General features: G+C 68.2%; 30 protein-coding genes. 2 read left to right on the plus strand and 28 right to left on the minus strand.

The window, feature by feature from the left end; genetic code table 11:
* Positions 1-64 precede the first annotated feature (64 nt).
* Entirely contained in the window at positions 65-1,045 is a 981-nt protein-coding gene (gene coaA / locus TR46_RS16635) for a type I pantothenate kinase (RefSeq protein WP_042401319.1), read from the plus strand.
* 121 nt (positions 1,046-1,166) lie between these two features.
* Here the strand turns inward: coaA and glmM are convergent, their stop codons facing one another.
* The 5 genes from glmM to TR46_RS16660 all read right to left on the minus strand — a co-directional run bounded on the left by glmM (position 1,167) and on the right by TR46_RS16660 (position 6,590).
* Positions 1,167-2,528 carry a phosphoglucosamine mutase gene (gene glmM / locus TR46_RS16640; protein ID WP_042401168.1) on the minus strand — a complete coding sequence of 454 codons (1,362 nt, stop codon included), beginning with the start codon at positions 2,526-2,528 and terminating at the stop codon, positions 1,167-1,169.
* Positions 2,529-2,679: 151 nt separating this feature from the next.
* Positions 2,680-3,180: a 30S ribosomal protein S9 gene (gene rpsI / locus TR46_RS16645; RefSeq protein WP_042401170.1), complete on the minus strand. Its 501-nt coding sequence runs from the start codon at positions 3,178-3,180 to the stop codon at positions 2,680-2,682.
* A gap of 44 nt (positions 3,181-3,224) precedes the next feature.
* Positions 3,225-3,668 (minus strand): 50S ribosomal protein L13, encoded by a 444-nt coding sequence (gene rplM / locus TR46_RS16650; RefSeq protein WP_042401172.1) that lies wholly within the window; start codon positions 3,666-3,668, stop codon positions 3,225-3,227.
* Positions 3,669-3,942: 274 nt separating this feature from the next.
* A complete protein-coding gene (locus TR46_RS16655) occupies positions 3,943-5,616 on the minus strand; it encodes an ABC-F family ATP-binding cassette domain-containing protein (RefSeq protein ID WP_042401176.1) in 1,674 nt (557 codons plus the stop codon).
* A gap of 50 nt (positions 5,617-5,666) precedes the next feature.
* The gene (locus TR46_RS16660; RefSeq protein WP_042401178.1) at positions 5,667-6,590 is read right to left on the minus strand and encodes an SGNH/GDSL hydrolase family protein; all 924 of its coding nucleotides are present in this window, start codon (positions 6,588-6,590) and stop codon (positions 5,667-5,669) included.
* Between the two features lie 188 nt (positions 6,591-6,778).
* Between TR46_RS16660 and TR46_RS16665 the strand changes: the two genes are divergently transcribed.
* Entirely contained in the window at positions 6,779-7,828 is a 1,050-nt protein-coding gene (locus tag TR46_RS16665) for a hypothetical protein (protein ID WP_052432867.1), read from the plus strand.
* An 82-nt stretch (positions 7,829-7,910) separates the two neighbouring features.
* Here the strand turns inward: TR46_RS16665 and truA are convergent, their stop codons facing one another.
* From truA to rplP, 23 genes are all read right to left on the minus strand, one after another.
* Positions 7,911-8,813, minus strand: coding sequence for a tRNA pseudouridine(38-40) synthase TruA (truA, locus tag TR46_RS16670; protein WP_042401180.1), 903 nt, complete (start codon positions 8,811-8,813; stop codon positions 7,911-7,913).
* A gap of 70 nt (positions 8,814-8,883) precedes the next feature.
* Complete coding sequence (gene rplQ, locus TR46_RS16675; RefSeq protein WP_042401191.1) at positions 8,884-9,399, minus strand: 50S ribosomal protein L17; 516 nt, start codon at positions 9,397-9,399, stop codon at positions 8,884-8,886.
* Positions 9,400-9,560: 161 nt separating this feature from the next.
* Complete coding sequence (locus TR46_RS16680; RefSeq protein ID WP_030251536.1) at positions 9,561-10,580, minus strand: DNA-directed RNA polymerase subunit alpha; 1,020 nt, start codon at positions 10,578-10,580, stop codon at positions 9,561-9,563.
* A gap of 128 nt (positions 10,581-10,708) precedes the next feature.
* Positions 10,709-11,116 (minus strand): 30S ribosomal protein S11, encoded by a 408-nt coding sequence (gene rpsK / locus TR46_RS16685; protein ID WP_030251538.1) that lies wholly within the window; start codon positions 11,114-11,116, stop codon positions 10,709-10,711.
* Positions 11,117-11,190: 74 nt separating this feature from the next.
* Entirely contained in the window at positions 11,191-11,571 is a 381-nt protein-coding gene (gene rpsM, locus TR46_RS16690) for a 30S ribosomal protein S13 (protein WP_030251540.1), read from the minus strand.
* Between the two features lie 201 nt (positions 11,572-11,772).
* Complete coding sequence (gene rpmJ, locus TR46_RS16695; RefSeq protein ID WP_009740505.1) at positions 11,773-11,886, minus strand: 50S ribosomal protein L36; 114 nt, start codon at positions 11,884-11,886, stop codon at positions 11,773-11,775.
* A gap of 63 nt (positions 11,887-11,949) precedes the next feature.
* A complete protein-coding gene (gene infA / locus TR46_RS16700; RefSeq protein ID WP_003956442.1) occupies positions 11,950-12,171 on the minus strand; it encodes a translation initiation factor IF-1 in 222 nt (73 codons plus the stop codon).
* Between the two features lie 207 nt (positions 12,172-12,378).
* On the minus strand, positions 12,379-13,212 hold the full coding sequence (gene map / locus TR46_RS16705; protein WP_042401196.1) for a type I methionyl aminopeptidase: 834 nt from the start codon (positions 13,210-13,212) through the stop codon (positions 12,379-12,381).
* 162 nt (positions 13,213-13,374) lie between these two features.
* Entirely contained in the window at positions 13,375-14,037 is a 663-nt protein-coding gene (locus TR46_RS16710; protein WP_042401199.1) for an adenylate kinase, read from the minus strand.
* The gene (gene secY / locus TR46_RS16715) at positions 14,037-15,344 is read right to left on the minus strand and encodes a preprotein translocase subunit SecY (RefSeq protein ID WP_042401202.1); all 1,308 of its coding nucleotides are present in this window, start codon (positions 15,342-15,344) and stop codon (positions 14,037-14,039) included. The genes TR46_RS16710 and secY overlap by 1 nt, the downstream gene beginning before the upstream one ends.
* Before the next feature lie 293 nt (positions 15,345-15,637).
* The gene (gene rplO, locus TR46_RS16720; protein WP_042401203.1) at positions 15,638-16,093 is read right to left on the minus strand and encodes a 50S ribosomal protein L15; all 456 of its coding nucleotides are present in this window, start codon (positions 16,091-16,093) and stop codon (positions 15,638-15,640) included.
* The gene (gene rpmD / locus TR46_RS16725) at positions 16,094-16,276 is read right to left on the minus strand and encodes a 50S ribosomal protein L30 (RefSeq protein ID WP_030251557.1); all 183 of its coding nucleotides are present in this window, start codon (positions 16,274-16,276) and stop codon (positions 16,094-16,096) included.
* Positions 16,276-16,902, minus strand: coding sequence for a 30S ribosomal protein S5 (gene rpsE / locus TR46_RS16730; RefSeq protein ID WP_042401206.1), 627 nt, complete (start codon positions 16,900-16,902; stop codon positions 16,276-16,278). Before rpsE ends, rpmD begins: the two co-directional genes overlap by 1 nt.
* 45 nt (positions 16,903-16,947) lie before the next feature.
* The gene (gene rplR, locus TR46_RS16735; protein ID WP_042401209.1) at positions 16,948-17,331 is read right to left on the minus strand and encodes a 50S ribosomal protein L18; all 384 of its coding nucleotides are present in this window, start codon (positions 17,329-17,331) and stop codon (positions 16,948-16,950) included.
* Between the two features lie 3 nt (positions 17,332-17,334).
* Positions 17,335-17,874, minus strand: coding sequence for a 50S ribosomal protein L6 (gene rplF, locus TR46_RS16740; protein WP_042401213.1), 540 nt, complete (start codon positions 17,872-17,874; stop codon positions 17,335-17,337).
* 23 nt (positions 17,875-17,897) lie between these two features.
* Positions 17,898-18,305, minus strand: coding sequence for a 30S ribosomal protein S8 (gene rpsH, locus TR46_RS16745; protein ID WP_030251568.1), 408 nt, complete (start codon positions 18,303-18,305; stop codon positions 17,898-17,900).
* A gap of 203 nt (positions 18,306-18,508) precedes the next feature.
* Entirely contained in the window at positions 18,509-18,694 is a 186-nt protein-coding gene (locus TR46_RS16750; protein WP_030251570.1) for a type Z 30S ribosomal protein S14, read from the minus strand.
* Between the two features lie 4 nt (positions 18,695-18,698).
* Positions 18,699-19,268, minus strand: coding sequence for a 50S ribosomal protein L5 (gene rplE / locus TR46_RS16755; RefSeq protein WP_030251571.1), 570 nt, complete (start codon positions 19,266-19,268; stop codon positions 18,699-18,701).
* A complete protein-coding gene (gene rplX, locus TR46_RS16760; RefSeq protein ID WP_030251573.1) occupies positions 19,268-19,591 on the minus strand; it encodes a 50S ribosomal protein L24 in 324 nt (107 codons plus the stop codon). Before rplX ends, rplE begins: the two co-directional genes overlap by 1 nt.
* A gap of 14 nt (positions 19,592-19,605) precedes the next feature.
* The gene (gene rplN, locus TR46_RS16765) at positions 19,606-19,977 is read right to left on the minus strand and encodes a 50S ribosomal protein L14 (protein WP_030251577.1); all 372 of its coding nucleotides are present in this window, start codon (positions 19,975-19,977) and stop codon (positions 19,606-19,608) included.
* A gap of 127 nt (positions 19,978-20,104) precedes the next feature.
* On the minus strand, positions 20,105-20,383 hold the full coding sequence (rpsQ, locus tag TR46_RS16770) for a 30S ribosomal protein S17 (protein WP_030251582.1): 279 nt from the start codon (positions 20,381-20,383) through the stop codon (positions 20,105-20,107).
* On the minus strand, positions 20,383-20,607 hold the full coding sequence (rpmC, locus tag TR46_RS16775) for a 50S ribosomal protein L29 (protein ID WP_042401218.1): 225 nt from the start codon (positions 20,605-20,607) through the stop codon (positions 20,383-20,385). Before rpmC ends, rpsQ begins: the two co-directional genes overlap by 1 nt.
* Positions 20,604-21,023, minus strand: a complete 420-nt coding sequence (rplP, locus tag TR46_RS16780) for a 50S ribosomal protein L16 (RefSeq protein WP_030251586.1) — start codon at positions 21,021-21,023, stop codon at positions 20,604-20,606. The genes rpmC and rplP overlap by 4 nt, the downstream gene beginning before the upstream one ends.
* Positions 21,024-21,026: the final 3 nt, after the last annotated feature.

Below are 21,026 nucleotides of genomic sequence, written 5' to 3' on the forward strand. Positions count from 1 at the left end.
AATGTCTCGCCGCTGACCGGCCGCTGACACGCACGTGAACCCCACCCGCACCGACAATGGACAGGTGCCGACCACGCTGGAAGCCCAACGCCGCGCTGACGCGTCCCCCTTCGTCGACCTCGTCCGATCGGAGTGGAGCGCGCTGCACGAGCGCACGCCCCTCCCGCTCTCCGCCGACGAGGTGGAACGGGTCCGGGGCCTCGGCGACGTCATCGACCTCCAGGAGGTGCAGGACGTCTACCTCCCGCTGTCGCGCCTGCTCAACCTGTACGTCACCGCGACCGGGCGGCTGCGCGGGTCGCTCAACGACTTCCTCGACAGCAACGAGCACACCCACACCCAGCCGGGCACCCCGTTCGTGATCGGCGTGGCCGGCAGCGTGGCCGTCGGCAAGTCCACGACGGCCCGGCTGCTCCAGGCGATGCTGGCCCGCTGGCCCGAGCACCCCAGGGTCGAGCTGGTCACCACCGACGGCTTCCTGCTCCCCAACGCCGAACTGCGCAGTCGCGGGCTGATGGCCCGCAAGGGGTTCCCCGAGTCCTACGACCGCCGTGCGCTGACCCGCTTCGTGGCCGACGTGAAGTCGGGCAAGGAGGAGGTCACCGCACCGGTCTACTCGCACCTGGTCTACGACATCGTCGAGGGCGAGCGGATGACGGTGCACCGCCCCGACATCCTCATCGTCGAGGGCCTCAACGTGCTCCAGCCGGCCCTCCCCGGCCTGGACGGCCGGACCCGGGTGGCGCTCGCCGACTTCTTCGACTTCTCGATCTACGTGGACGCCCGCGTGGACGACATCGAGCGGTGGTACCTGGAACGGTTCCGCAAGCTCCGCGAGACGGCCTTCCAGGACCCCACCTCCTATTTCCGCCGCTACGCCGAGGTCCCCGAGGACGAGGCCATGGACTACGCCCGGCAACTCTGGCGCACCATCAACCGCCCCAACCTCGTCGAGAACGTGGCCCCCACCCGCGGCCGCGCCAGCCTCATCCTCCGCAAGGGCGCCGACCACAAGGTGCAGAGGGTCCGCCTGCGGAAACTGTGACCGTCTGCCGTGGCTTGTCGCGCAGTTCCCCGCGCCCCCATCTGGCTGCGAGCGGGCCAGTTGCACTAGCTAGGGGGCGCGGGGCTGTGCTCGATTGACAGCGTGCGCGAACAGAAACCGTCTACAACGGCAGAGCAGTCCGCACGACCTCAGCCAGCCGCTCCGCAACGGCATGAACCTGCTCGATGTCCGCAGCCTCGACCATCACCCGAACCAACGGCTCAGTCCCCGAAGGCCGCAGCAACACCCGGCCGGTGGAGCCAAGTTCGGCCTCGGCCTGCGCGACAGCGCGACGCAGCGTCTCGTCCGTCGAGGCCCGCCCCTTGTCCACGCCCTTGACGTTGATCAGCACCTGCGGCAGACAGGTCATCACCCCCGCCAGGTCCTTCAGCGGCTGCTTGGTCGCGGCGACCCTCGCCGCCAGCATCAGCCCGGTCAGCGTCCCGTCGCCGGTGGTCGCGTGGTCCAGGAAGATCACGTGCCCGGACTGCTCACCGCCCAGGTTGAACCCGTGCTGCTTCATCGACTCCAGCACATAGCGGTCCCCGACCGCGGTCTGCACCAGGTCGATCCCCTCCCGCTCCATGGCCAGCTTGAAGCCGAGGTTGGACATCACCGTGGCCACGACCGTGTTCTTGGTCAGCGTCCCGGCCTCCCGCATCGCGCAGGCCAGCACCGCCAGGATCTGGTCGCCGTCGATCTCGTTGCCCTCGGCGTCCACCGCCAGACAGCGGTCCGCGTCGCCGTCGTGGGCGATCCCCAGATCGGCCCCGTGCTCGACCACCGCCGCCCGCAGGGGGGCGAGGTGGGTGGAGCCGATGCCGTCGTTGATGTTGAGGCCGGTCGGATCGTCGCCGATGGTGTGCACCACCTCGGCCCCGGCCCGCCGGAACACCTCCGGGGAGACCCGGGCGGCCGCGCCGTGCGCACCGTCGATGACGACCTTCAGGCCGTCCAGGCGGTTCGGCAGCACCGACAGCAGATGCTGCAGGTACTGCTCGAACCCCTCCTCATGGCTGCGGACCCGGCCCACGGCCTCGCCGGTGGGGCGGGTCCAGGCGTGCCCCTCGAAGCGCTCGTACTCGGCCTCTATGGCGTCCTCGACCGCGTCGTCGATCTTCTGCCCGCCGCGGGCGAGGAACTTGATGCCGTTGTCCGGCATCGGGTTGTGGCTCGCGGAGAGCATCACGCCCAGGTCCGCGTCCAGTACATCGGTGAGGTAGGCCACCGCCGGCGTCGGCAGCACGCCGACCTTCAGTACGTCCACCCCGCAGCTGGCCAGGCCGGCGATGACCGCGGCCTCCAGGAACTCCCCCGAGGCCCGCGGGTCGCGGCCGACCACGGCGACCGGGCGGTGCCCCTCGAACGCGCCCGCGTCCCCCAGTACGTGCGCCGCTGCCACCGAAAGGCCAAGCGCCAGCTCGGCGGTGAGATCCACGTTCGCGAGCCCGCGCACACCGTCCGTGCCAAACAGTCGTCCCACTGCTCAATCCTCCGCCGTTCGGTCAACCAGTTTCGAGGTCCATCAACGCAGCACGCCCCGGGAGCACATGGTGTGCTCCCGGGGCGTGACAGTCCAGCTTCGGCCGCAGGCCCCCACTTCCGGAGGAGTGTGCGGCGCGAGGCGGGGAGGCTTAGCGCTTGCTGTACTGCGGCGCCTTGCGAGCCTTCTTCAGACCGGCCTTCTTGCGCTCGACGGCGCGCGGGTCACGGGTCAGGAAGCCGGCCTTCTTCAGGGCCGGGCGGTTCGCGTCGACGTCGACCTCGTTCAGCGCACGGGCGACACCCAGGCGCAGGGCGTAGGCCTGACCCGAGATGCCGCCGCCGTTGATGCGGGCGATGATGTCGTAACGGCCGTCCAGCTCAAGGAGCTTGAAGGGCTCGTTCACGATCTGCTGGTGCACCTTGTTGGGGAGGTACTCCTCCAGGGTGCGACCGTTGATCTTCCAGACACCGGTGCCGGGGACGATGCGCACGCGGGCGATCGCCTCCTTGCGACGGCCCAGGCCGGCGGCCGGAACGGCCTCGGCGAAGCGGCCCACAAGGGACTCGGTGGTGTACTCGGCGGGCTCCTCGACCTCAACCTCGAAGGTCTCGTCGACCTCGAGCGGGGTCTCGGCAGTGGTCTCGGCCACGGTTCTCCTCAGCTGCGTTTCTGTTTTCGGGGGTGTGGCCGGTGTTACTGCGCGACCTGGGTGATCTCGAACGGCACCGGACGCTGGGCAGCGTGCGGGTGCTGGTCGCCCGAGTAGACCTTCAGCTTGGAGAGCATCTGGCGACCCAGGGAGTTCTTGGGGATCATGCCCTTGATGGCCTTCTCGACGGCCTTCTCCGGGTTCTTCTCCAGGAGGTCGTCGTAGCGCACGGCGCGCAGGCCGCCCGGGTAACCGGAGTGGCGGTAGGCCAGCTTCTGGGTCTTCTTGTTCCCGGACAGGTGCACCTTGTCCGCGTTGATGATGATGACGAAGTCACCCATGTCAACGTGCGGCGCGTACACCGGCTTGTGCTTACCCCGGAGGAGGTTCGCGGCCTGAGAGGCCAGACGGCCGAGAACGACGTCTTGAGCGTCGATAACGAGCCACTGACGCTGGACGTCGCCGGGCTTGGGGCTGTACGTACGCACGGTCGTAGCCTTCGCTTTTCAGTGAGTGTGTCCTGACAGGACCACCCGGACGATCGGAAGCAGCCGAGACGCACTTCCCCGGACGCAATCGGATGGGCGCGTCGCTGCTTATCGGCCCGGTGGACCGGCGTACCGACCTCTCACGTGAGATGGAGCGAGCCAATACGCACAACGAACTCGCAGGATACCGGGACGGAGCCGTACGGGTCAAAATAGCCCGTTCGGACCCGCGGTACCCCGCAAGCCGTCGTTCAGTCTACGTCCTCTACCAAGGTCATCGGTCCCTTGTCACGCGGGACTCGTCCCAGACCGGCTCCGGGGCCTCGTAGACCCGGCCGTCCGAGCCGAAGACCACATAGCGGTCGAAGCTCCGGGCGAACCAGCGGTCGTGGGTCACCGAGACCACCGTCCCGTCGAAGCTCTCCAGCCCCTCCTGCAGCGCCTCCGCGCTGTCCAGGTCCAGGTTGTCGGTGGGCTCGTCCAGCAGCAGCGCGGTCGCTCCGGAGAGCTCCAGCCGAAGGATCATCAACCTGGCCTGCTGGCCGCCGGAGAGGTCCTGGAAACGGATCTCCTCCTGGTGATGCAACTCATAGCGGCGCAGCACGCTCATCGCCGCCTTGCGGTCCATCGCGTGCTCGGACTCCAGGATCTCCCTGGTGGTCCGCCCGAAGAGCTCGGGGTGGGCGTGGGTCTGCGCGAAGTGGCCCGGGACCACTCTGGCGCCCAGCTTCCAACTGCCGGTGTGGGCCACCTCCTCACCCGCCAGCAGCCGCAGGAAGTGCGACTTTCCGGAGCCGTTGGAGCCCAGCACCGCGACCCGCTCGCCGTAGAAGACCTCCAGGTCGAACGGCTGCATGAGGCCGGTGAGCTCCAGCCGTTCACAGGTCAGCGCGCGCACGCCGGTGCGGCCGCCGCGCAGCCGCATCGCGATGTTCTGCTTGCGCGGCGGCTCCGGCGGCGGGCCGATCTCCTCGAACTTGCGCAGCCTGGTGACGGCCGCCGCGTACCGCGAGGCCATCTCATGGCTCCGGGCCGCGTAGTCCCGCATGTCCAGCACCAGCCGCTTCAGCTGGGCGTGCTTCTCGTCCCAGCGGCGGCGCAGCTCGTCGAAGCGGGCGAAGCGCTCCTCCCTGGCCTCGTGGAAGGTGGCGAAGCCGCTGCCGTGCACCCAGACCTCGCTGCCGCCCGCCCCGGCCTCCACGCTGACGATCTTCTCGGCGCTGGCCGCGAGCAGCTCCCGGTCGTGCGAGATGAACAGCACCGTCTTGGACGTGGCCCGGATCTGCTCCTCCAGCCAGCGCTTGCCCGGCACGTCCAGGTAGTTGTCCGGCTCGTCCAGCAGCAGCACCTCGTCCGGGCCGCGCAGCAGCGCCTCCAGCACCAGCCGCTTCTGCTCCCCGCCGGAGAGGGTGTTCAGGCCCCGCCACTGGGCCCGGTCGTACGGCATCCCCAGGGCGGCCGTGGTGCAGACGTCCCAGACCGTCTCGTACTCGTAGCCGCCCACGTCGGCCCAGTCGGAGAGCGCCTGGGCGTAGGCGAGCTGGGCCTTCTCGTCGTCCTGCGCCATCATCGCCAGCTCGGCCGCGTCCACGGCCCTGGCCCCGTCCCGGATCCGCGCCGGGGCCACCGACACCAGCAGGTCGCGGACCGAGGCGTCCGGCGGCAGGGTGCTGGTCTCGTGCTCGTCGTCACGGGCAGGGGCGTGCCCGCCCCGTCCGGTGGTGCCGACGAACTGGCGCATCACGCCCAGTCCGCCGCTGATGGTGACCGAGCCGCCGTGCGGCTGCAGGTCGCCGGCGATCATCTTCAGCAGGGTGGTCTTGCCGGCGCCGTTGGCGCCGACCAGGGCGACCGCCGCGCCCTCCCCCACCCGGAAGGACACGTCGTCGAACAGCACCCGCCCGTCCGGCAGGTAGTACTCAAGGTGTGAAATCTCGACATGTCCCATGGTCGGTAATTCTCTGCCGAGCGGACGCCGGGCCCAAATGGGTTTCGGTTTCAGCGCACCGGCGCACCCGCGCCGACCCGTGCCAGCACCGCCCGCGCCTGGGCGTCGGCGCCCGCTCGGTTGGGGTGGAAGGGGACGGCGACGCCCGGGGTGTTCAGCGACAGCGGCAGCAGGCCCTCGACCCAGCGCACCCTCGGGCCCTGGCAGACGTCGTGCCCGATCGACGGGGTGTAGGTGTCGACCAGCTCGGTCCCCCTCGGGTCCGCCGCGGCGGCCCGGCCCAGCATCGCGTCCACCGCGACCAGGGTGCGGTGCAGATAGGGCATGTCCTGGTCGCCGATCGGGACGTACGGCCAGCAGCCGCCGCGCTCCGGGAAGACGGCGAGGTAGTTCACCAGCAGCACCCTGGCGTGCGGGGCCCGCTGGTGGATTCCTGCCAGCACACCGCCGACCACCTGCTGCTCGGCGGCGATCCGTGCCGTGAACGGGTCGTGCGGGCAGGTGGTGGTGGGCAGCGGCAGCAGTGCCAGGCAGCGTCCGATCAGGCCGATCAGGTCGAGGTCGTTGCCGCCGATGCCGACCGTCACCAGGTCGGTGTCCCGGCTCAGCCGGGAGAACTGCGGAGGGTTGGCGCCCAGCGGCACCGGCTGCGGCCCGGTCATGTCGCCGCTCACCGCGCCGCCGCAGGTGGCGTCCTTGAAGTCGGCCACCCCGAGCGCCGCCGCGACCTGGTGCGGGTAGTCGTAGGACACCTGGGCGCAGCCGGCCGGGACGGAGTCGGTGGTGACGCCCGGCAGGATCGCGCTGTCGGCCTGGTAGGAGTCGCCCAGCGCCACGTACTCGCGGTACCTCGGCACCGCTCCGTCGGCCGGTGCCCGGACGGCCGCCGAGGCCGCCGCCGCGGCCGTCGTCGCGACCAGCGCCGGCAGCAGGCAGCCGAGGAGGGCCGCGGCCCGGGCTTTGCGGCAGAGCATGCTCAGCAAGGTGTTGCCCCATCAGTTCCGGTGACCCTGTCGCGCCCGCGACCCGCGCGAGAATAGACCCACAGGCGGCGCACAGCGCAGCGAAAGGGGCGCTCGGCGGCCGATTTCACCCTGCTGGATGAACCGTCCCGACCTGCGGGATGTCCCGGAATCAGGGAATCCCGTTATGCTCGCGGCCCATGAGCAATGGGCCCGCACCGGACAATGCCACCAAGCCGCTCCCTCGCCGGGGAGCGGACACCCCTGGGCGCATCCCAACGCAGTACGGACCGGGGAACCCCGTCGCCGAGACCCTGTCGGAGGGCCAGTTCCGGGTCCGCCCCGGGGCCCCCAACCTGCCCATCCCCGAGCCGCAACGGGTCGGGGAGCCCGACGGCGAGGCCGGGCCGATGTCCTACGCGGTCCGTCCCGGCACCCCCGACGAGACCGCCCACGACACCTTCCAGGCCATGCTGGACCAGCAGGAGGCAGCCGGGGCCAAGCGGCGCCGCCGGCTCCGGCTGGCCGTGGCGACGGTGGCCCTGCTGGGCCTGGCCGGCGCCGGCGGCACGCTGCTGGCGGCGCACCCGGACAAGCACCGGGCCGCGGCGCCGAAAACCTCCGCTCCGGCGGTCCCGGTGCAGCAGACGCCGACTGACGCCCCGTCGACCGCGGTCTCCAGCGCACCGCCGACCCTCGCGCCGAGCCCGTCCGCAGTGAACCCGATCTCCCTGCTCGGGGCGGCGGCGACCGACACCGCACCGCTCAGTGCGGTGACGCTCTTCCCCGGCAAGAGCGTCACCGTCAACAGCCATTCCTACACGCAGGCACTGACAACGACCTCCGTGTGCGCCCCGGCGGTCACCCCCAACCTCGCCGCGGTGCTCACCAAGAACGGCTGCCTGAAGATGTTCCGGGCCAGCTACGCCGTCGGGACGACCGCGGTGACCGTCGGCGTCGGCGTCTTCGACAGCGCGGCCCAGGCGACGGCGGTCAAGGCGCAGTACACCGCGGGCAACCTGGAGCCGCTGTCCGGCGGGACCCTCCCGGCGTTCTGCCACGCCGTGGCCTGCCGGCTGAGCATCAACGCCTACGGCCGCTACGCGTACTTCACCGTCGCCGGCTACACCACCGGCAAACCCGTCCCGGCAGCCGACACCGCGGCCCTCGCCGCAGGCGCCGACATGGGCCGCATGGTCTACGAGAACCTCCTGTCCCGCGCCCAGTCCGAGGCCGCCCCCAGGAAGTAGAACCTCCGAGAGCAAGTTGCACCCGCCCAGGGGCGCGGGGGGGCGCGACAAGCCACGCACACGCCGCAGCCAACAGCAGCACCTACCGAGGCGCCAGCACCCGCAGGTTCCGCGCCGCACGGCTCCGCGCCGCGAGGTCCTCGTCCGCCGGATACCCGACCTCCTCAAGCGTCAGCCCGTACGGCCGCACCACACTCACCGCCGAGTTCCGCGCCCCCGCGGCCAGCACCTCGCCGGGGAACGAGACCGGCCGCTGCCCCCCTCCGACCAGCAGCATCGAGCCGACCAGGGCCCGCACCATGTTGTGGCAGAAGGCGTCGGCCCGCACCGTGCCGACCACCAGCCCGGGCAGCTCGGGACCGAGCAGCGCGTCCCCCGGCAGCCGCTCCCAGGAGAACTCCAGCAGCTCCCTGATCGTCGTCGCACCCTCGCGCTTCTTGCAGTACGCGGCGAAGTCGTGCTCCCCCACCAGCAGCCGGGCCGCCTCGTTCATCGCGTCCACGTCCAGCGGCCGGTCGTGCCAGAGCACATGCCCGCGCCGCAGCGGGTCCACCCCGGCCGGGTGGTCGCAGATCCGGTAGGCGTAGCGGCGCCACACCGCGGAGAACCGGGCGTCGAAGCCGGCCGGGGCCCCGGCCACCCGCCAGACCCGGATGTCCCCGGGCAGCCGCCCGGCGAGCCTGCGGCGCAGCTTCTCGCCCTCCGCGACCCAGACGTCCCCCGGCAGGTCCACATGGGCCACCTGGCCCCGCGCGTGCACCCCCGCGTCGGTCCGGCCGGCCACCGTCAACGGGAAGACCTCGGGCTGCCGCAGCACCACCCGGATCGCGTCCTCCAGCTCGCCCTGGACCGTCCGGCGGCCGCCCTTCTGCTTGGCCCAGCCGGAGAACTCCGTCCCGTCGTACGACAGGTCCAGCCGCACCCGGACCAGCCCGTCGGCCGGACCGTCCCGCCGGGGCTCCTGCTCTTCCACACAGTCAGTCACGAACTCTCCCGAAGGTACAAGAACGGGCCCGCCCTCCCCGAGGGGAGAGCGGGCCCGCTGCGGAAGGCGGTCAGCCCTCCTTGGTCTCCTCGACGGCGTCCGCAGGAGCGGCGTCCTCGACCGGGGCAGCGTCAGCCGGAGCGGCGTCGACCGGAGCGGCAGCCTCGGTCTCCTTGACGGAGCGCTTGGTCGCGGCCTCGGCCTCGCCGACCGCGGTCTGCGCCACGGTCAGGGCCTCGACCAGCTCGATGACGGCCATCGGGGCGTTGTCGCCACGACGCGGGCCGACCTTGGTGATCCGGGTGTAGCCACCGGGACGGTTCTCGTAGCGAGGAGCGATCTCGGTGAAGAGGGTGTGCAGCACGGCCACGTCGGTGATGGTCTTGCGGACCTCACGGCGGTTGTGGATGTCACCCTTCTTGGCCTTGGTGATCAGCTTCTCCGCCACCGGGCGCAGGCGGCGAGCCTTGGCCTCGGTGGTGGTGATCCGGCCGTACTGGAACAGCTCGCGGGCCAGACCGGCCAGCAGCAGACGCTCGTGGGAGGGACCGCCACCGAGGCGGGCACCCTTCGCGGGGCGAGGCATGGTGTCTCCTTGGATCTCCGACCCCCGGCCGTACCAGGTACCGGGGCGGGCGCAGCGGCACTGTTGCCGCTACGGCTTGGTCATACAGCCATCAAGAGTACGGGACCGCCGGAGCGGTCCCGTACCACCTGAACGGTGATCAGTGCTGGATCAGAACTGGATCAGTACTGCTCGGTCTCGGCGAAACCCGGGTCGTCGTCGTCGGCGCCGAAGGCGTCGGCGGCGGCGGTCGGGTCGAATCCGGGCGGGCTGTCCTTGAGGGCCAGGCCCATGCCGGCCAGCTTCGCCTTGACCTCGTCGATCGACTTCGCACCGAAGTTGCGGATGTCGAGCAGGTCGGCCTCCGAGCGGGCGACGAGCTCACCCACGGTGTGGATGCCCTCGCGCTTGAGGCAGTTGTACGACCGAACGGTGAGCTCGAGCTCCTCGATCGGCAGGGCGAGATCGGCGGCCAGGGCGGCGTCCGTGGGGGACGGGCCCATGTCGATGCCCTCGGCGTCGATGTTCAGCTCGCGGGCGAGACCGAACAGCTCCACCAGGGTCTTGCCGGCCGAGGCCATGGCGTCACGGGGACGCATGGCGGGCTTGGTCTCGACGTCGACGATGAGCTTGTCGAAGTCGGTACGCTGCTCGACTCGGGTCGCCTCGACCTTGTAGGTGACCTTGAGCACCGGGCTGTAGATGGAGTCGACCGGGATCCGGCCGATCTCCTGGCCCGACTGCTTGTTCTGGACGGCGGAGACGTAGCCGCGACCGCGCTCGACGGTCAGCTCCATCTCCAGCTTGCCCTTGCCGTTGAGCGTGGCCAGGACCAGCTCGGGGTTGTGCACCTCGACACCGGCCGGGGGCGCGATGTCGGCGGCGGTGACCAGACCCGGGCCCTGCTTGCGCAGGTACATCACGACCGGCTCGTCGTGCTCCGAGGAGACGACCAGCTGCTTGATGTTCAGGATGAGGTCGGTGACGTCCTCCTTGACGCCCGGCACGGTGGTGAACTCGTGCAGGACACCGTCGATCCGGATGCTGGTGACAGCAGCGCCGGGGATCGAGGAGAGGAGCGTGCGGCGGAGCGAGTTGCCGAGGGTGTAGCCGAAGCCCGGCTCCAGCGGCTCGATCACGAACCGGGAGCGGAACTCGTCGACGACCTCTTCGGTCAGCGACGGACGCTGAGCGATCAGCATGAGGTGATTCCTCCAGATAGATCTTCGGCACCCACTATTTGATGCCGACGAAAGCAAGGATACGGCCCCTGAGCGAACAGGGGCCGTATCCCGGTACTACATACCTGCCGAAGAGCAAGCGCGGTGCGTCAGACGCGACGGCGCTTGGGGGGACGGCAGCCGTTGTGCGGGGTGGGGGTGACGTCCTGGATCGAGCCGACCTCCAGGCCGGTGGCCTGGATGGAGCGGATCGCGGTCTCGCGGCCGGAGCCCGGACCCTTCACGAAGACGTCCACCTTGCGCATGCCGTGCTCCTGGGCGCGACGCGCGGCGGCCTCGGCGGCCATCTGCGCGGCGAACGGAGTCGACTTGCGGGAGCCCTTGAAGCCGACGTGGCCCGAGGACGCCCACGCGATCACGTTGCCCGAGGGGTCCGTGATGGAGACGATGGTGTTGTTGAACGTGCTCTTGATGTGCGCGTGGCCGTGAGCGACGTTCTTCTTTTCCTTGCGGCGGATCTTCTTCGCGCCGGCAGCCTGACGACCCTTGGGGGGCATAAGTCTGTTTCTCCTACTGAGGTGGTCGGTCCGCTAGCCCAGCGGGCCGGATTCAAGTCCGGTGTTGGGGCGGACTACTTCTTGCCGGGCTTCTTCTTGCCGGCAATCGCGCGACGCGGACCCTTGCGGGTACGGGCGTTGGTGTGGGTGCGCTGACCGTGGACCGGCAGGCCGCGACGGTGGCGCAGACCCTGGTAGCAGCCGATCTCGACCTTGCGGCGGATGTCAGCGGCGACCTCACGGCGGAGGTCACCCTCGACCTTGAAGTTGGCGTCGACGAAGTCGCGCAGCTTGACCAGGTCGTCCTCGGTGATGTCGCGAACACGGATGTTCGGGTTGACACCGGTCTCGGCGAGGGCGAGCTTCGAGCGGGTACGGCCGATGCCGTACACGTAGGTGAGGGCGATCTCGATCCGCTTTTCGCGGGGGAGATCAACGCCGGCGAGGCGTGCCATGAATGTGGCTCCTGTGTTCCTTCGGAGGTCTGACGCGATGCCTCTCCTTCGACTCTCGTCGATGGAGCCCCGGCCTCCGGACCGAGGGTGGCAGTCCGCTCATTCCGAGACTGTGCTGCCTCAGGAACGAGTGGATCGGGCATCCCGCTTCATGTTGTTTTTCGCGTCGCGCGAAGAGTTACGACCCGTGAAGGGAAGTGATCAGCCCTGACGCTGCTTGTGGCGCAGGTTCTCGCAGATCACCATGACCCGGCCGTGACGGCGGATCACCTTGCACTTGTCGCAGATCTTCTTGACGCTCGGCTTGACCTTCATGGGATTCAGGTTCTCCGGGTCGAGCGCGCCGCGAGTGCACGCGGCGCGAGATCTGCTTCTTGCTTACTTGTACCGGTAGACAATTCGACCACGGGTCAGGTCGTACGGGCTGAGCTCGACGACGACCCGGTCGTCCGGGAGGATGCGGATGTAGTGCATACGCATCTTGCCGCTGATGTGGGCGAGGACTTTGTGCCCGTTCTGCAGCTCTACCTTGAACATGGCGTTCGGCAGAGACTCGATGACGGTGCCCTCGATCTCGATGGCGCCTTGCTTTTTGGCCATGTCCTGCGGGTATCGCCTTCCGGGGTTCGACTACCGTAGTCGGCACTCACGCAGGGACCGCTAAGTCCACCTCGCCGCAACGGACGAAGGCATGCGGGAGCAAGCTACGAGTGAGCCGACACAGCAGTCTACGTCAGCGGACAAGCGATCGCGAAATCCGTTCTGTCCGCGTCGGCTCGTGCCGCGGTCCGCGCCTCAGCCCGTGCCTCAGGCCAGCGGGTCCGGCGCCGCGGTGATGCCCAGCTCGGCCAGCTTGGCCCGGCCGCCGTCGAAGGCGGTGAGCACCAGCGGCCCCTCCTCGGTGACGGCGATGGAGTGCTCCCAGTGCGAGGACCAGGTGCCGTCGTTGGTCTTGACGGTCCACTCGTCGGCGAGGGTGTGCGTCTTGGGGGTGCCGAGGCTGACCATCGGCTCGATGGCGATGGCGAAGCCGGGGACCAGCTTCATACCGCGCCCGCGCTTGCGGTCCACGTAGTTCAGCAGGTGCGGGTCCATGTGCATGGCCGAGCCGATGCCGTGGCCGCCGAAGTCCTCGATGATGCCGTACTTGCCTTTGGGCGGCAGCGGCTGCCGGCGGATGTAGGACTCGATGGCCCGGCTGATATCCGAGAGCCGGTTGCCCTTCTTCACCTGGGCGATGCCGGCCCACATCGAGTCCTCGGTGACCTGGCTGAGCCGCAGCAGTTCCTCGGCGTGGCCGCCGCCAACGAAGCAGGTGATCGCCGCGTCGCCGTGCCAGCCGTCGACGATGGCGCCGCAGTCGATGGAGATCATGTCGCCGTCGGCCAGCACCCGCTCGCCCGGGATGCCGTGAACCACCTCGTCGTTGACGGAGGCGCAGATCACACCCGTGAAGCCGTGGTAGCCGAGGAAGTTGGAGGTGGCGCCGTGGTCGGCGATCACCTTGGCGGCGATGGAGTTCAGCTCCCCGGTGCTGATCCCCGGTGCCACCGCCTCCCGGCAGGCCTTCAGCGCCTCGGCGACGACCAGGCCCGCCTCCCGCATCTTCTTGATCTGCTCGGGGGTCTTGATCTCAACCATGCGCTCTCGCCTTCCAGTACCGCGGGGTAATCGGGGGGTCCGGGGCACCCCCGGAAAGTCGCAGCCGGTGCCGCCGCCATCCACGGTACGGCCCGGTCGCTCAACGCGCGTCGGCCGTGACACCCGTCAGGGCGTCACGGCCGGCGTGCTGGTGCGAGGGGGTCAGCCCTCGCCGTCGTTCTTCCGCAGCGCCTCGATCGCGCGCTGGGTCACCTCGTCGACCTTGCCCAGCGCAGAGATGGTGGTGACCAGCCCCTGCTTCCGGTAGTACTCGATGATCGGCTCGGTCTGCGTGTGGTAGACGTCCAGGCGGACGCGGACGCTCGCCTCGGTGTCGTCCGAGCGCTGGTACAGCTCACCACCGCACTCGTCACAGACCCCGTCGACCTTCGGCGGGTTGTACTCCACGTGGAACACGTGGTTGCCCTCGTTACGGCAGATCCGCCGACCGGCGATCCGGCGGACGACCTCGTCCTCCGGGACCTCCAGGTCCAGCACGCCGTCCAGCGCGATGCCCCACTCGACCAGGATCGCGTCCAGTGCCTCGGCCTGGGCCACATTGCGCGGGAACCCGTCGAGCAGGAAGCCGTCGGCGGCGTCAGCCTGGGCAAGGCGGTCCTTGGCCATGGCGATCGTCACCTCGTCCGGCACCAGCTTGCCCGAGTCCATGATGCTCTTGGCAGCGAGACCGAGCTCGGTGCCCTGGCTGATGTTGGCGCGGAAGAGGTCACCGGTGGACACATGGGGAATGGACAGGGTCTTGGCCAGCAGCGCGGCCTGAGTACCCTTCCCGGCCCCAGGCGGCCCGACGAGGACAATACGCATCAGCGGAGGAACCCTTCGTAGTTGCGCTGCTGGAGCTGGCTCTCGATCTGCTTCACAGTTTCAAGGCCGACACCAACAATGATGAGGATGCTCGTACCGCCGAACGGGAAGTTCTGAGACGCTCCGAACAACCCGAGCGCCACCAGTGGCACCATCGCGATCAGGCCCAGGTACAGCGAGCCGGGCCAGGTGATCCTGGTAAGCACGTAGTTCAGGTATTCGGCCGTCGGGCGGCCCGCCCGGATGCCCGGGATGAAGCCACCATACTTCTTCATATTGTCGGCAACTTCTTCGGGGTTGAAGGAGATGGCGACGTAGAAGAAGGCGAAGAAGACGATCAACAGGAAGTACAGCCCGCCGTAGAGCGGTTTGTCGCTCTTGACCAGGTTTGAGTCAACCCACTGGGCCCATCCGGCGGTTGATCCGCTCAGCTGGACGATCAGGCCCGGGATGTAGAGCAGCGAGCTGGCGAAGATGACCGGGATCACACCGGCCTGGTTCACCTTCAGCGGAATGTAGGTCGAGGTCCCGCCGTAGGCCCGCCGGCCGATCATGCGCTTCGCGTACTGCACCGGGATCCGGCGCTGCGCCTGCTCCACGAAGACCACCAGGGCGACCATGGCCAGGCCCATGATGATCACGAAGGCGAAGGTGGCCCAGCCCTTCTGGACCTTGATCGCCCAGAGCGAGGACGGGAAGCCGGCCGCGACCGAGGTGAAGATCAGGATCGACATGCCGTTGCCGATGCCCCGGTCGGTGATCAGCTCACCCAGCCACATGATGACCACGGTGCCCGCGGACATCGTGATCACCATGGTGGCGATCCGGAAGATGCTCTGGTCCGGGACGATCTGACTGGTGTCGCAGTTGACGCTGCCGAACAGGGCGCCGCTGGAGGCGGTCGCCACGATGCCGGTCGCCTGCAGGATGGCCAGCGCGATGGTCAGGTAGCGGGTGTACTGCGTGATCTTGGTCTGCCCGGCCTGGCCCTCCTTCTTCAGGGCGTCCAGACGCGGGATCACCACCGTCAGCAGCTGAAGGATGATGCTGGAGGTGATGTAGGGCATGATGCCCAGCGCGAAGACGGTGATCTGCAGCAGAGCGCCGCCACTGAAGAGGTTGACCAGGCCGAGCAGCCCGTTCCCACTCTTCGCGGAAGCGTTCACACACGCCTGGACGGCCTTGAAGTTCACTCCCGGGACGGGGATGTGCGCACCCATCCGGAAGACGACCATGATGCCCAGCGTGAACAGCAGCTTCTTGCGCAGGTCGGGCGTCTTGAACGCCCGGGCGAACGCGGTGAGCACGGTGCCTCCTGCAGCTCCCTGCCGAGCCGGCGGGAGGGACGGGTGATCTGGGCCCGCTACGAGTGCAACAGGGCCGGAAGACGGTGGGTGTGCCACCGTTCGGCGACGGCACGCGGACAGAATCTGCGGCCAACCTACAAGTGGACTCCACGGACTCTAACAGTCCGTGGCCACTCGAATGAAGCGCGTGGCCCGCACAGCTTGGCCCCACCCGGCGGCCGGCACGCCAGAAGGCCCGGTTCCCCCCTGCGAACAGGGGGGAACCGGGCCTTGAAGGCTTGTCAGGTGAGAGCTCAGATGAGCTCGGTCACCGAACCGCCCGCAGCGGTGATCTTCTCCGCGGCGGAGCCGGAGACGGCGTCAACCGAAACCTGCAGCGCGACGGTGATCTCACCGGTGCCGAGCACCTTGACGAGCGAGTTCTTGCGAACCGCGCCCTTGGCGACCAGGTCCTCGACGGTGACCTCGCCACCCTCGGGGTAGAGCGCACCGAGCTTGTCCAGGTTCACGACCTGGAACTCCACCCGGAACGGGTTCTTGAAGCCCTTGAGCTTCGGCAGGCGCATGTGAAGGGGCATCTGGCCACCCTCGAAACGCGCCGGCACCTGATAGCGGGCCTTGGTGCCCTTGGTACCACGACCAGCGGTCTTACCCTTGGATGCCTCACCACGACCCACACGGGTCTTGTTGGTCTTGGCACCCGGGGCGGGACGCAGGTTGTGGATCTTCAGCGGGTTCTGCTCCGCCATTTAGTCCACCTCCTCGACCGTGACGAGGTGGCGGACGGTCTGGGCCATCCCGCGGATCTCGGGACGGTCCTCCTTCACGACCACGTCATGCATGCGCTTGAGACCAAGCGAACGCAGGGTGTCACGGTGGTTCTGCTTGCTGCCGATGTAGGACTTGGTCTGGGTGATCTTGAGGCGAGCCATTACGCAGCCCCCTGCCCAGCCGCACGCGCACGCAGCAGGGCTGCGGGAGCGACGTCCTCGAGCGGCAGGCCACGGCGGGCCGCGATCTCCTCCGGGCGCTGAAGGCCCTTCAGAGCGGCGACCGTGGCGTGCACGATGTTGATGGCGTTGTCGGAGCCCAGGGACTTCGACAGGATGTCGTGGACGCCCGCGCACTCGAGCACGGCGCGCACGGGACCACCGGCGATGACACCGGTACCCGGCGAAGCCGGCTTGAGCAGGACGACGCCCGCGGCCTTCTCACCCTGGATCGGGTGGGGGATGGTGCCCTGGATGCGGGGAACCTTGAAGAAGTTCTTCTTCGCTTCCTCGACACCCTTGGCAATGGCCGCGGGAACTTCCTTGGCCTTGCCGTAACCGACACCTACGGTGCCGTCGCCATCGCCAACCACGACCAGCGCGGTGAAGCTGAAGCGACGACCACCCTTGACAACCTTGGCGACACGGTTGATCGCGACAACACGCTCGACGTACGCGGTCTTCTCGACGACGGGAGCGCCGTCACGACCATCCCGCTTACGGTCACGCCGCTCGCCACCGCCGGTGCCGCCGCCGGCGCCGCTACCGCGGCGCTGGGGTCCAGCCATTGGATTTACCTCTCTCGTTTACGTCCGCCAGCTTGGGCGAGCGGGTCAGAAGTCGAGCCCGGACTCACGGGCGGCGTCCGCCAGGGCGGCGATGCGCCCGGCGTACTGGTTGCCCGCGCGGTCAAAGACGACCGACTCGATGCCGGCGGCCTTGGCGCGCTCGGCGACCAGGGCTCCGACCTTCTTGGCCTGCTCGGTCTTGTCACCGTCGACGCCCTTGATGGACACGTCGAGGGTGGACGCCGAAGCCAGCGTGTGGCCCGCGAGGTCGTCGATCACCTGCGCCAGAATGTGGCGGTTGGACCGGGACACGACCAGGCGCGGACGCACCGGCGTACCGGAGACGCGCTTGCGGACGCGGATGGCGCGGCGCTTGCGGGCGGCAGCCTTGTAGGCGTTGCCCTTGCCGATCTTCACACTGAGGCTCATGAGTTACTTACCACTCTTTCCGACCTTGCGGCGGATGACCTCGCCGGCGTACTTGACACCCTTGGCCTTGTACGGGTCGGGCTTGCGCAGCTTGCGGATCTTGGCCGCGACCTCACCGACCTGCTGCTTGTCGATGCCGTCCACGTGGAACTTGGTGGGCGACTCGACGACGAAGGCGATGCCTTCGGGGGCCTCGATCAGGATGGGGTGGCTGTAGCCGAGCGCGAACTCCATGGAGGAGCCCTTCGCTGCGACTCGGTAGCCGACGCCGCTGATCTCGAGCGACTTGCGGTAGCCCGCGGTCACGCCGGTGATCATGTTCGCCACCAGCGTGCGAGTCAGGCCGTGCAGGGCCTTGGACTGACGCTCGTCGTTGGGGCGGGTGACGAGCAGAGTGCCGTCCTCACCCTTGGCGATGTCGATCGGCGCGGCAACGGTGTGGGCAAGGGAACCCTTCGGGCCCTTGACCGAGACCGTGCGGCCATCGATGGTGACGTCCACGCCGGCGGGAACCGGGATGGGCAGCCGTCCAATGCGAGACATTGCTGTACCTCCGTTTCCCTGAGTTACCAGACGTAGGCGAGGACTTCCCCACCCACGCCCTTCTTGGCTGCCTGCTGTCCGGTGAGCAGACCCGCGGAAGTGGAGATGATCGCCACTCCCAGGCCGCCGAGCACCTTCGGCATAGCGGTGGACTTGGTGTAGACCCGCAGACCCGGCTTGGAGATCCGCTTGATGCCCGCGATCGAGCGCTCGCGGTTGGGGCCGAACTTGAGGTCGACGGTCAGCTTCTTGCCGACCTCGCCCTCCTTGGGCTCCTCAACCTTCCATCCCGTGATGTAGCCCTCCTGCTGGAGGATCTCGGCGATGTGAGTCTTGATCTTGCTGTGGGGCATCACGACAGTGTCGTGGTAGGCCGAGTTCGCGTTTCGCAGACGCGTCAGCATGTCTGCGATCGGGTCGGTCATGGTCATGATGGCCTGTGGCCTCTCTCACCGCGGTTTCCCGAAGCGCGCAGCCCGGGGTTCAACCAGAGCGGGCGCGGCGCGGGGACCTACGGTGTAGTAAGACTTTTTCGGGGCAACAGGGCCCCGACCTAGCCACCCTACGGGACTCCCGGAGGAGTTCCAAAAACGGCGGCCAGGCCGGAGACCTCTGTATGCCCAGAACTACTGGATTACCAGGAGCTCTTGGTGACGCCCGGCAGCTCGCCGCGGTGAGCCATCTCACGAAGGCAGACGCGGCAGAGGCCGAACTTGCGGTACACGGAGTGCGGGCGACCGCAGCGCTGGCACCGGGTGTAACCCCGGACGCCGAACTTCGGCTTGCGCTCCGCCTTCGCGATGAGGGACTTCTTCGCCATGTGCTCAGTTCTCCTTGAACGGGAAGCCAAGGGCACGCAGCAGCGCCCGGCCCTCGTCGTCGGTCTGGGCAGTGGTGACCACCGTGATGTCCATGCCCCGCTGCCGGTCGACCTTGTCCTGGTCGATCTCGTGGAACATGACCTGCTCGGTCAGACCGAAGGTGTAGTTGCCCTTGCCGTCGAACTGCTTCGGCGACAGACCGCGGAAGTCGCGGATGCGCGGGAGCGCGAGCGACACCAGGCGGTCCAGGAACTCCCACATGCGGTCCCCGCGAAGGGTGACGTGGGTACCGATCGGCTGGCCCTCACGCAGCTTGAACTGCGCGATGGACTTGCGGGCCTTGGTCACGGTCGGCTTCTGGCCGGTGATCGCGGTGAGGTCCTTGACCGCGCCGTCGATCAGCTTGGAGTCGCGGGCGGCGTCGCCCACACCCATGTTGACCACGACCTTGACCAGGCCGGGGATCAGCATGACGTTCTCGTAGGAGAACTGCTCCTGCAGCTGACCCTTGATCTCGGAGCGGTAGCGCTCCTTGAGACGGGGGGTCACCTTCTCAACAGAGGTGTCGGTCATCAGATGTCCTCACCGGTTCGCTTGGCAACGCGGATCTTGTTGCCCTCGTCATCGAAGCGGTAACCGACGCGGGTGACGACCTTCTTGCCGTCCTTCTCCACGACGAGCTGAACGTTGCTCACGTGGATCGGGGCCTCAGTGGTCACGATGCCGCCGGTCTGGGCACCACGGGCGGTCTGGCCGACCTTGGTGTGCTTCTTGACCCGGTTGACACCCTCGACCAGGACGCGGTTCTCAGTGGGGATGGCCTGGATGACCTTGCCCTGCTTGCCCTTGTCCTTGCCGGTGATGACCTGGACCAGGTCACCCTTCTTGATCTTCATGCTGTTCGCCATGATCAGAGCACCTCCGGCGCAAGCGAGATGATCTTCATGAACTTCTTGTCGCGCAGCTCGCGGCCCACCGGGCCGAAGATGCGCGTGCCGCGCGGGTCACCATCGGTGTTCTTGAGGATGACGGCGGCGTTCTCGTCGAAACGGATGTAGGAACCGTCCGGACGACGGCGCTCCTTCACGGTGCGGACGATGACGGCCTTGACCACATCGCCCTTCTTCACGTTGCCACCGGGGATCGCGTCCTTGACGGTGGCGACGATGACGTCACCGATACCCGCGTAGCGTCGGCCGGAGCCACCGAGAACACGGATGCAAAGGATCTCCTTCGCACCAGTGTTGTCGGCGACACGCAGTCGCGACTCCTGCTGGATCACAGCTTTCTCCTGATCGTCAACGATCGGGACCGGGCCGGCCCGCTGCTCACCCGAGCGCTCTCCCGCACTGCTCTCGCAGCGGGGGGAACCTCGGGCACATACGAGCCGCGCCCAATCGCGTTCGTTACTACTTGGCCTTCTCGAGGATCTCGACGACGCGCCAGCGCTTCGTCGCGGACAGCGGCCGGGTCTCCATGAGGAGGACGCGGTCGCCGACGCCCGCGGCGTTGGCCTCGTCGTGCGCCTTCAGCTTGTTCGTACGGCGGATGACCTTGCCGTACAGCGCGTGCTTGACGCGGTCCTCGACGGCGACGACGACGGTCTTGTCCATCTTGTCGCTGACGACCAGACCCTCACGGGTCTTGCGGAAGCCGCGTGCTGCGGTCGTGTTCTCAGTCTCAGTCATCAGGCGCTCTCCACCGTCTCGATGCCCAGCTCGCGCTCACGCATCAGGGTGTAGATCCGCGCGATGTCCTTGCGGACGAGCTTGAGCCGTCCGTGGTTGTCGAGCTGCCCGGTCGCCGCCTGGAAGCGGAGGTTGAACAGCTCCTCCTTGGCCTCACGCAGCTTGGCAACGAGGGCCTCGTTGTCCAGCTCGCGAAGCTCTGCAGCCGTGGTGGTGGCCATCAGCTCTCACCTGCCTCGCGCCGGACAATCCGGCACTTCATCGGAAGCTTGTGCGCGGCGCGGGTGAGCGCCTCGCGGGCAATCTTCTCGTTCGGGTACGACAACTCGAACATCACGCGTCCGGGGTGCACGTTGGCGATCCACCACTCCGGCGAGCCCTTGCCGGAACCCATGCGGGTCTCGGCGGGCTTCTTGGTGAGGGGACGGTCCGGGTAGATGTTGATCCAGACCTTGCCACCGCGCTTGATGTGACGGGTGATGGAGATACGAGCGGACTCGATCTGCCGGTTCGTCACGTACGCCGGGGAGACGGCCTGCAGGCCGTACTCACCGAACGCCAGCTCGGTACCGCCCTTAGCCATGCCACGCCGCTTGGGGTGGTGCTGCTTGCGGTGCTTGACCCTGCGAGGGATCAGCATGGG

It is taken from the genome of Streptacidiphilus carbonis (assembly GCF_000787775.1).
GTDB lineage: Bacteria > Actinomycetota > Actinomycetes > Streptomycetales > Streptomycetaceae > Streptacidiphilus > Streptacidiphilus carbonis.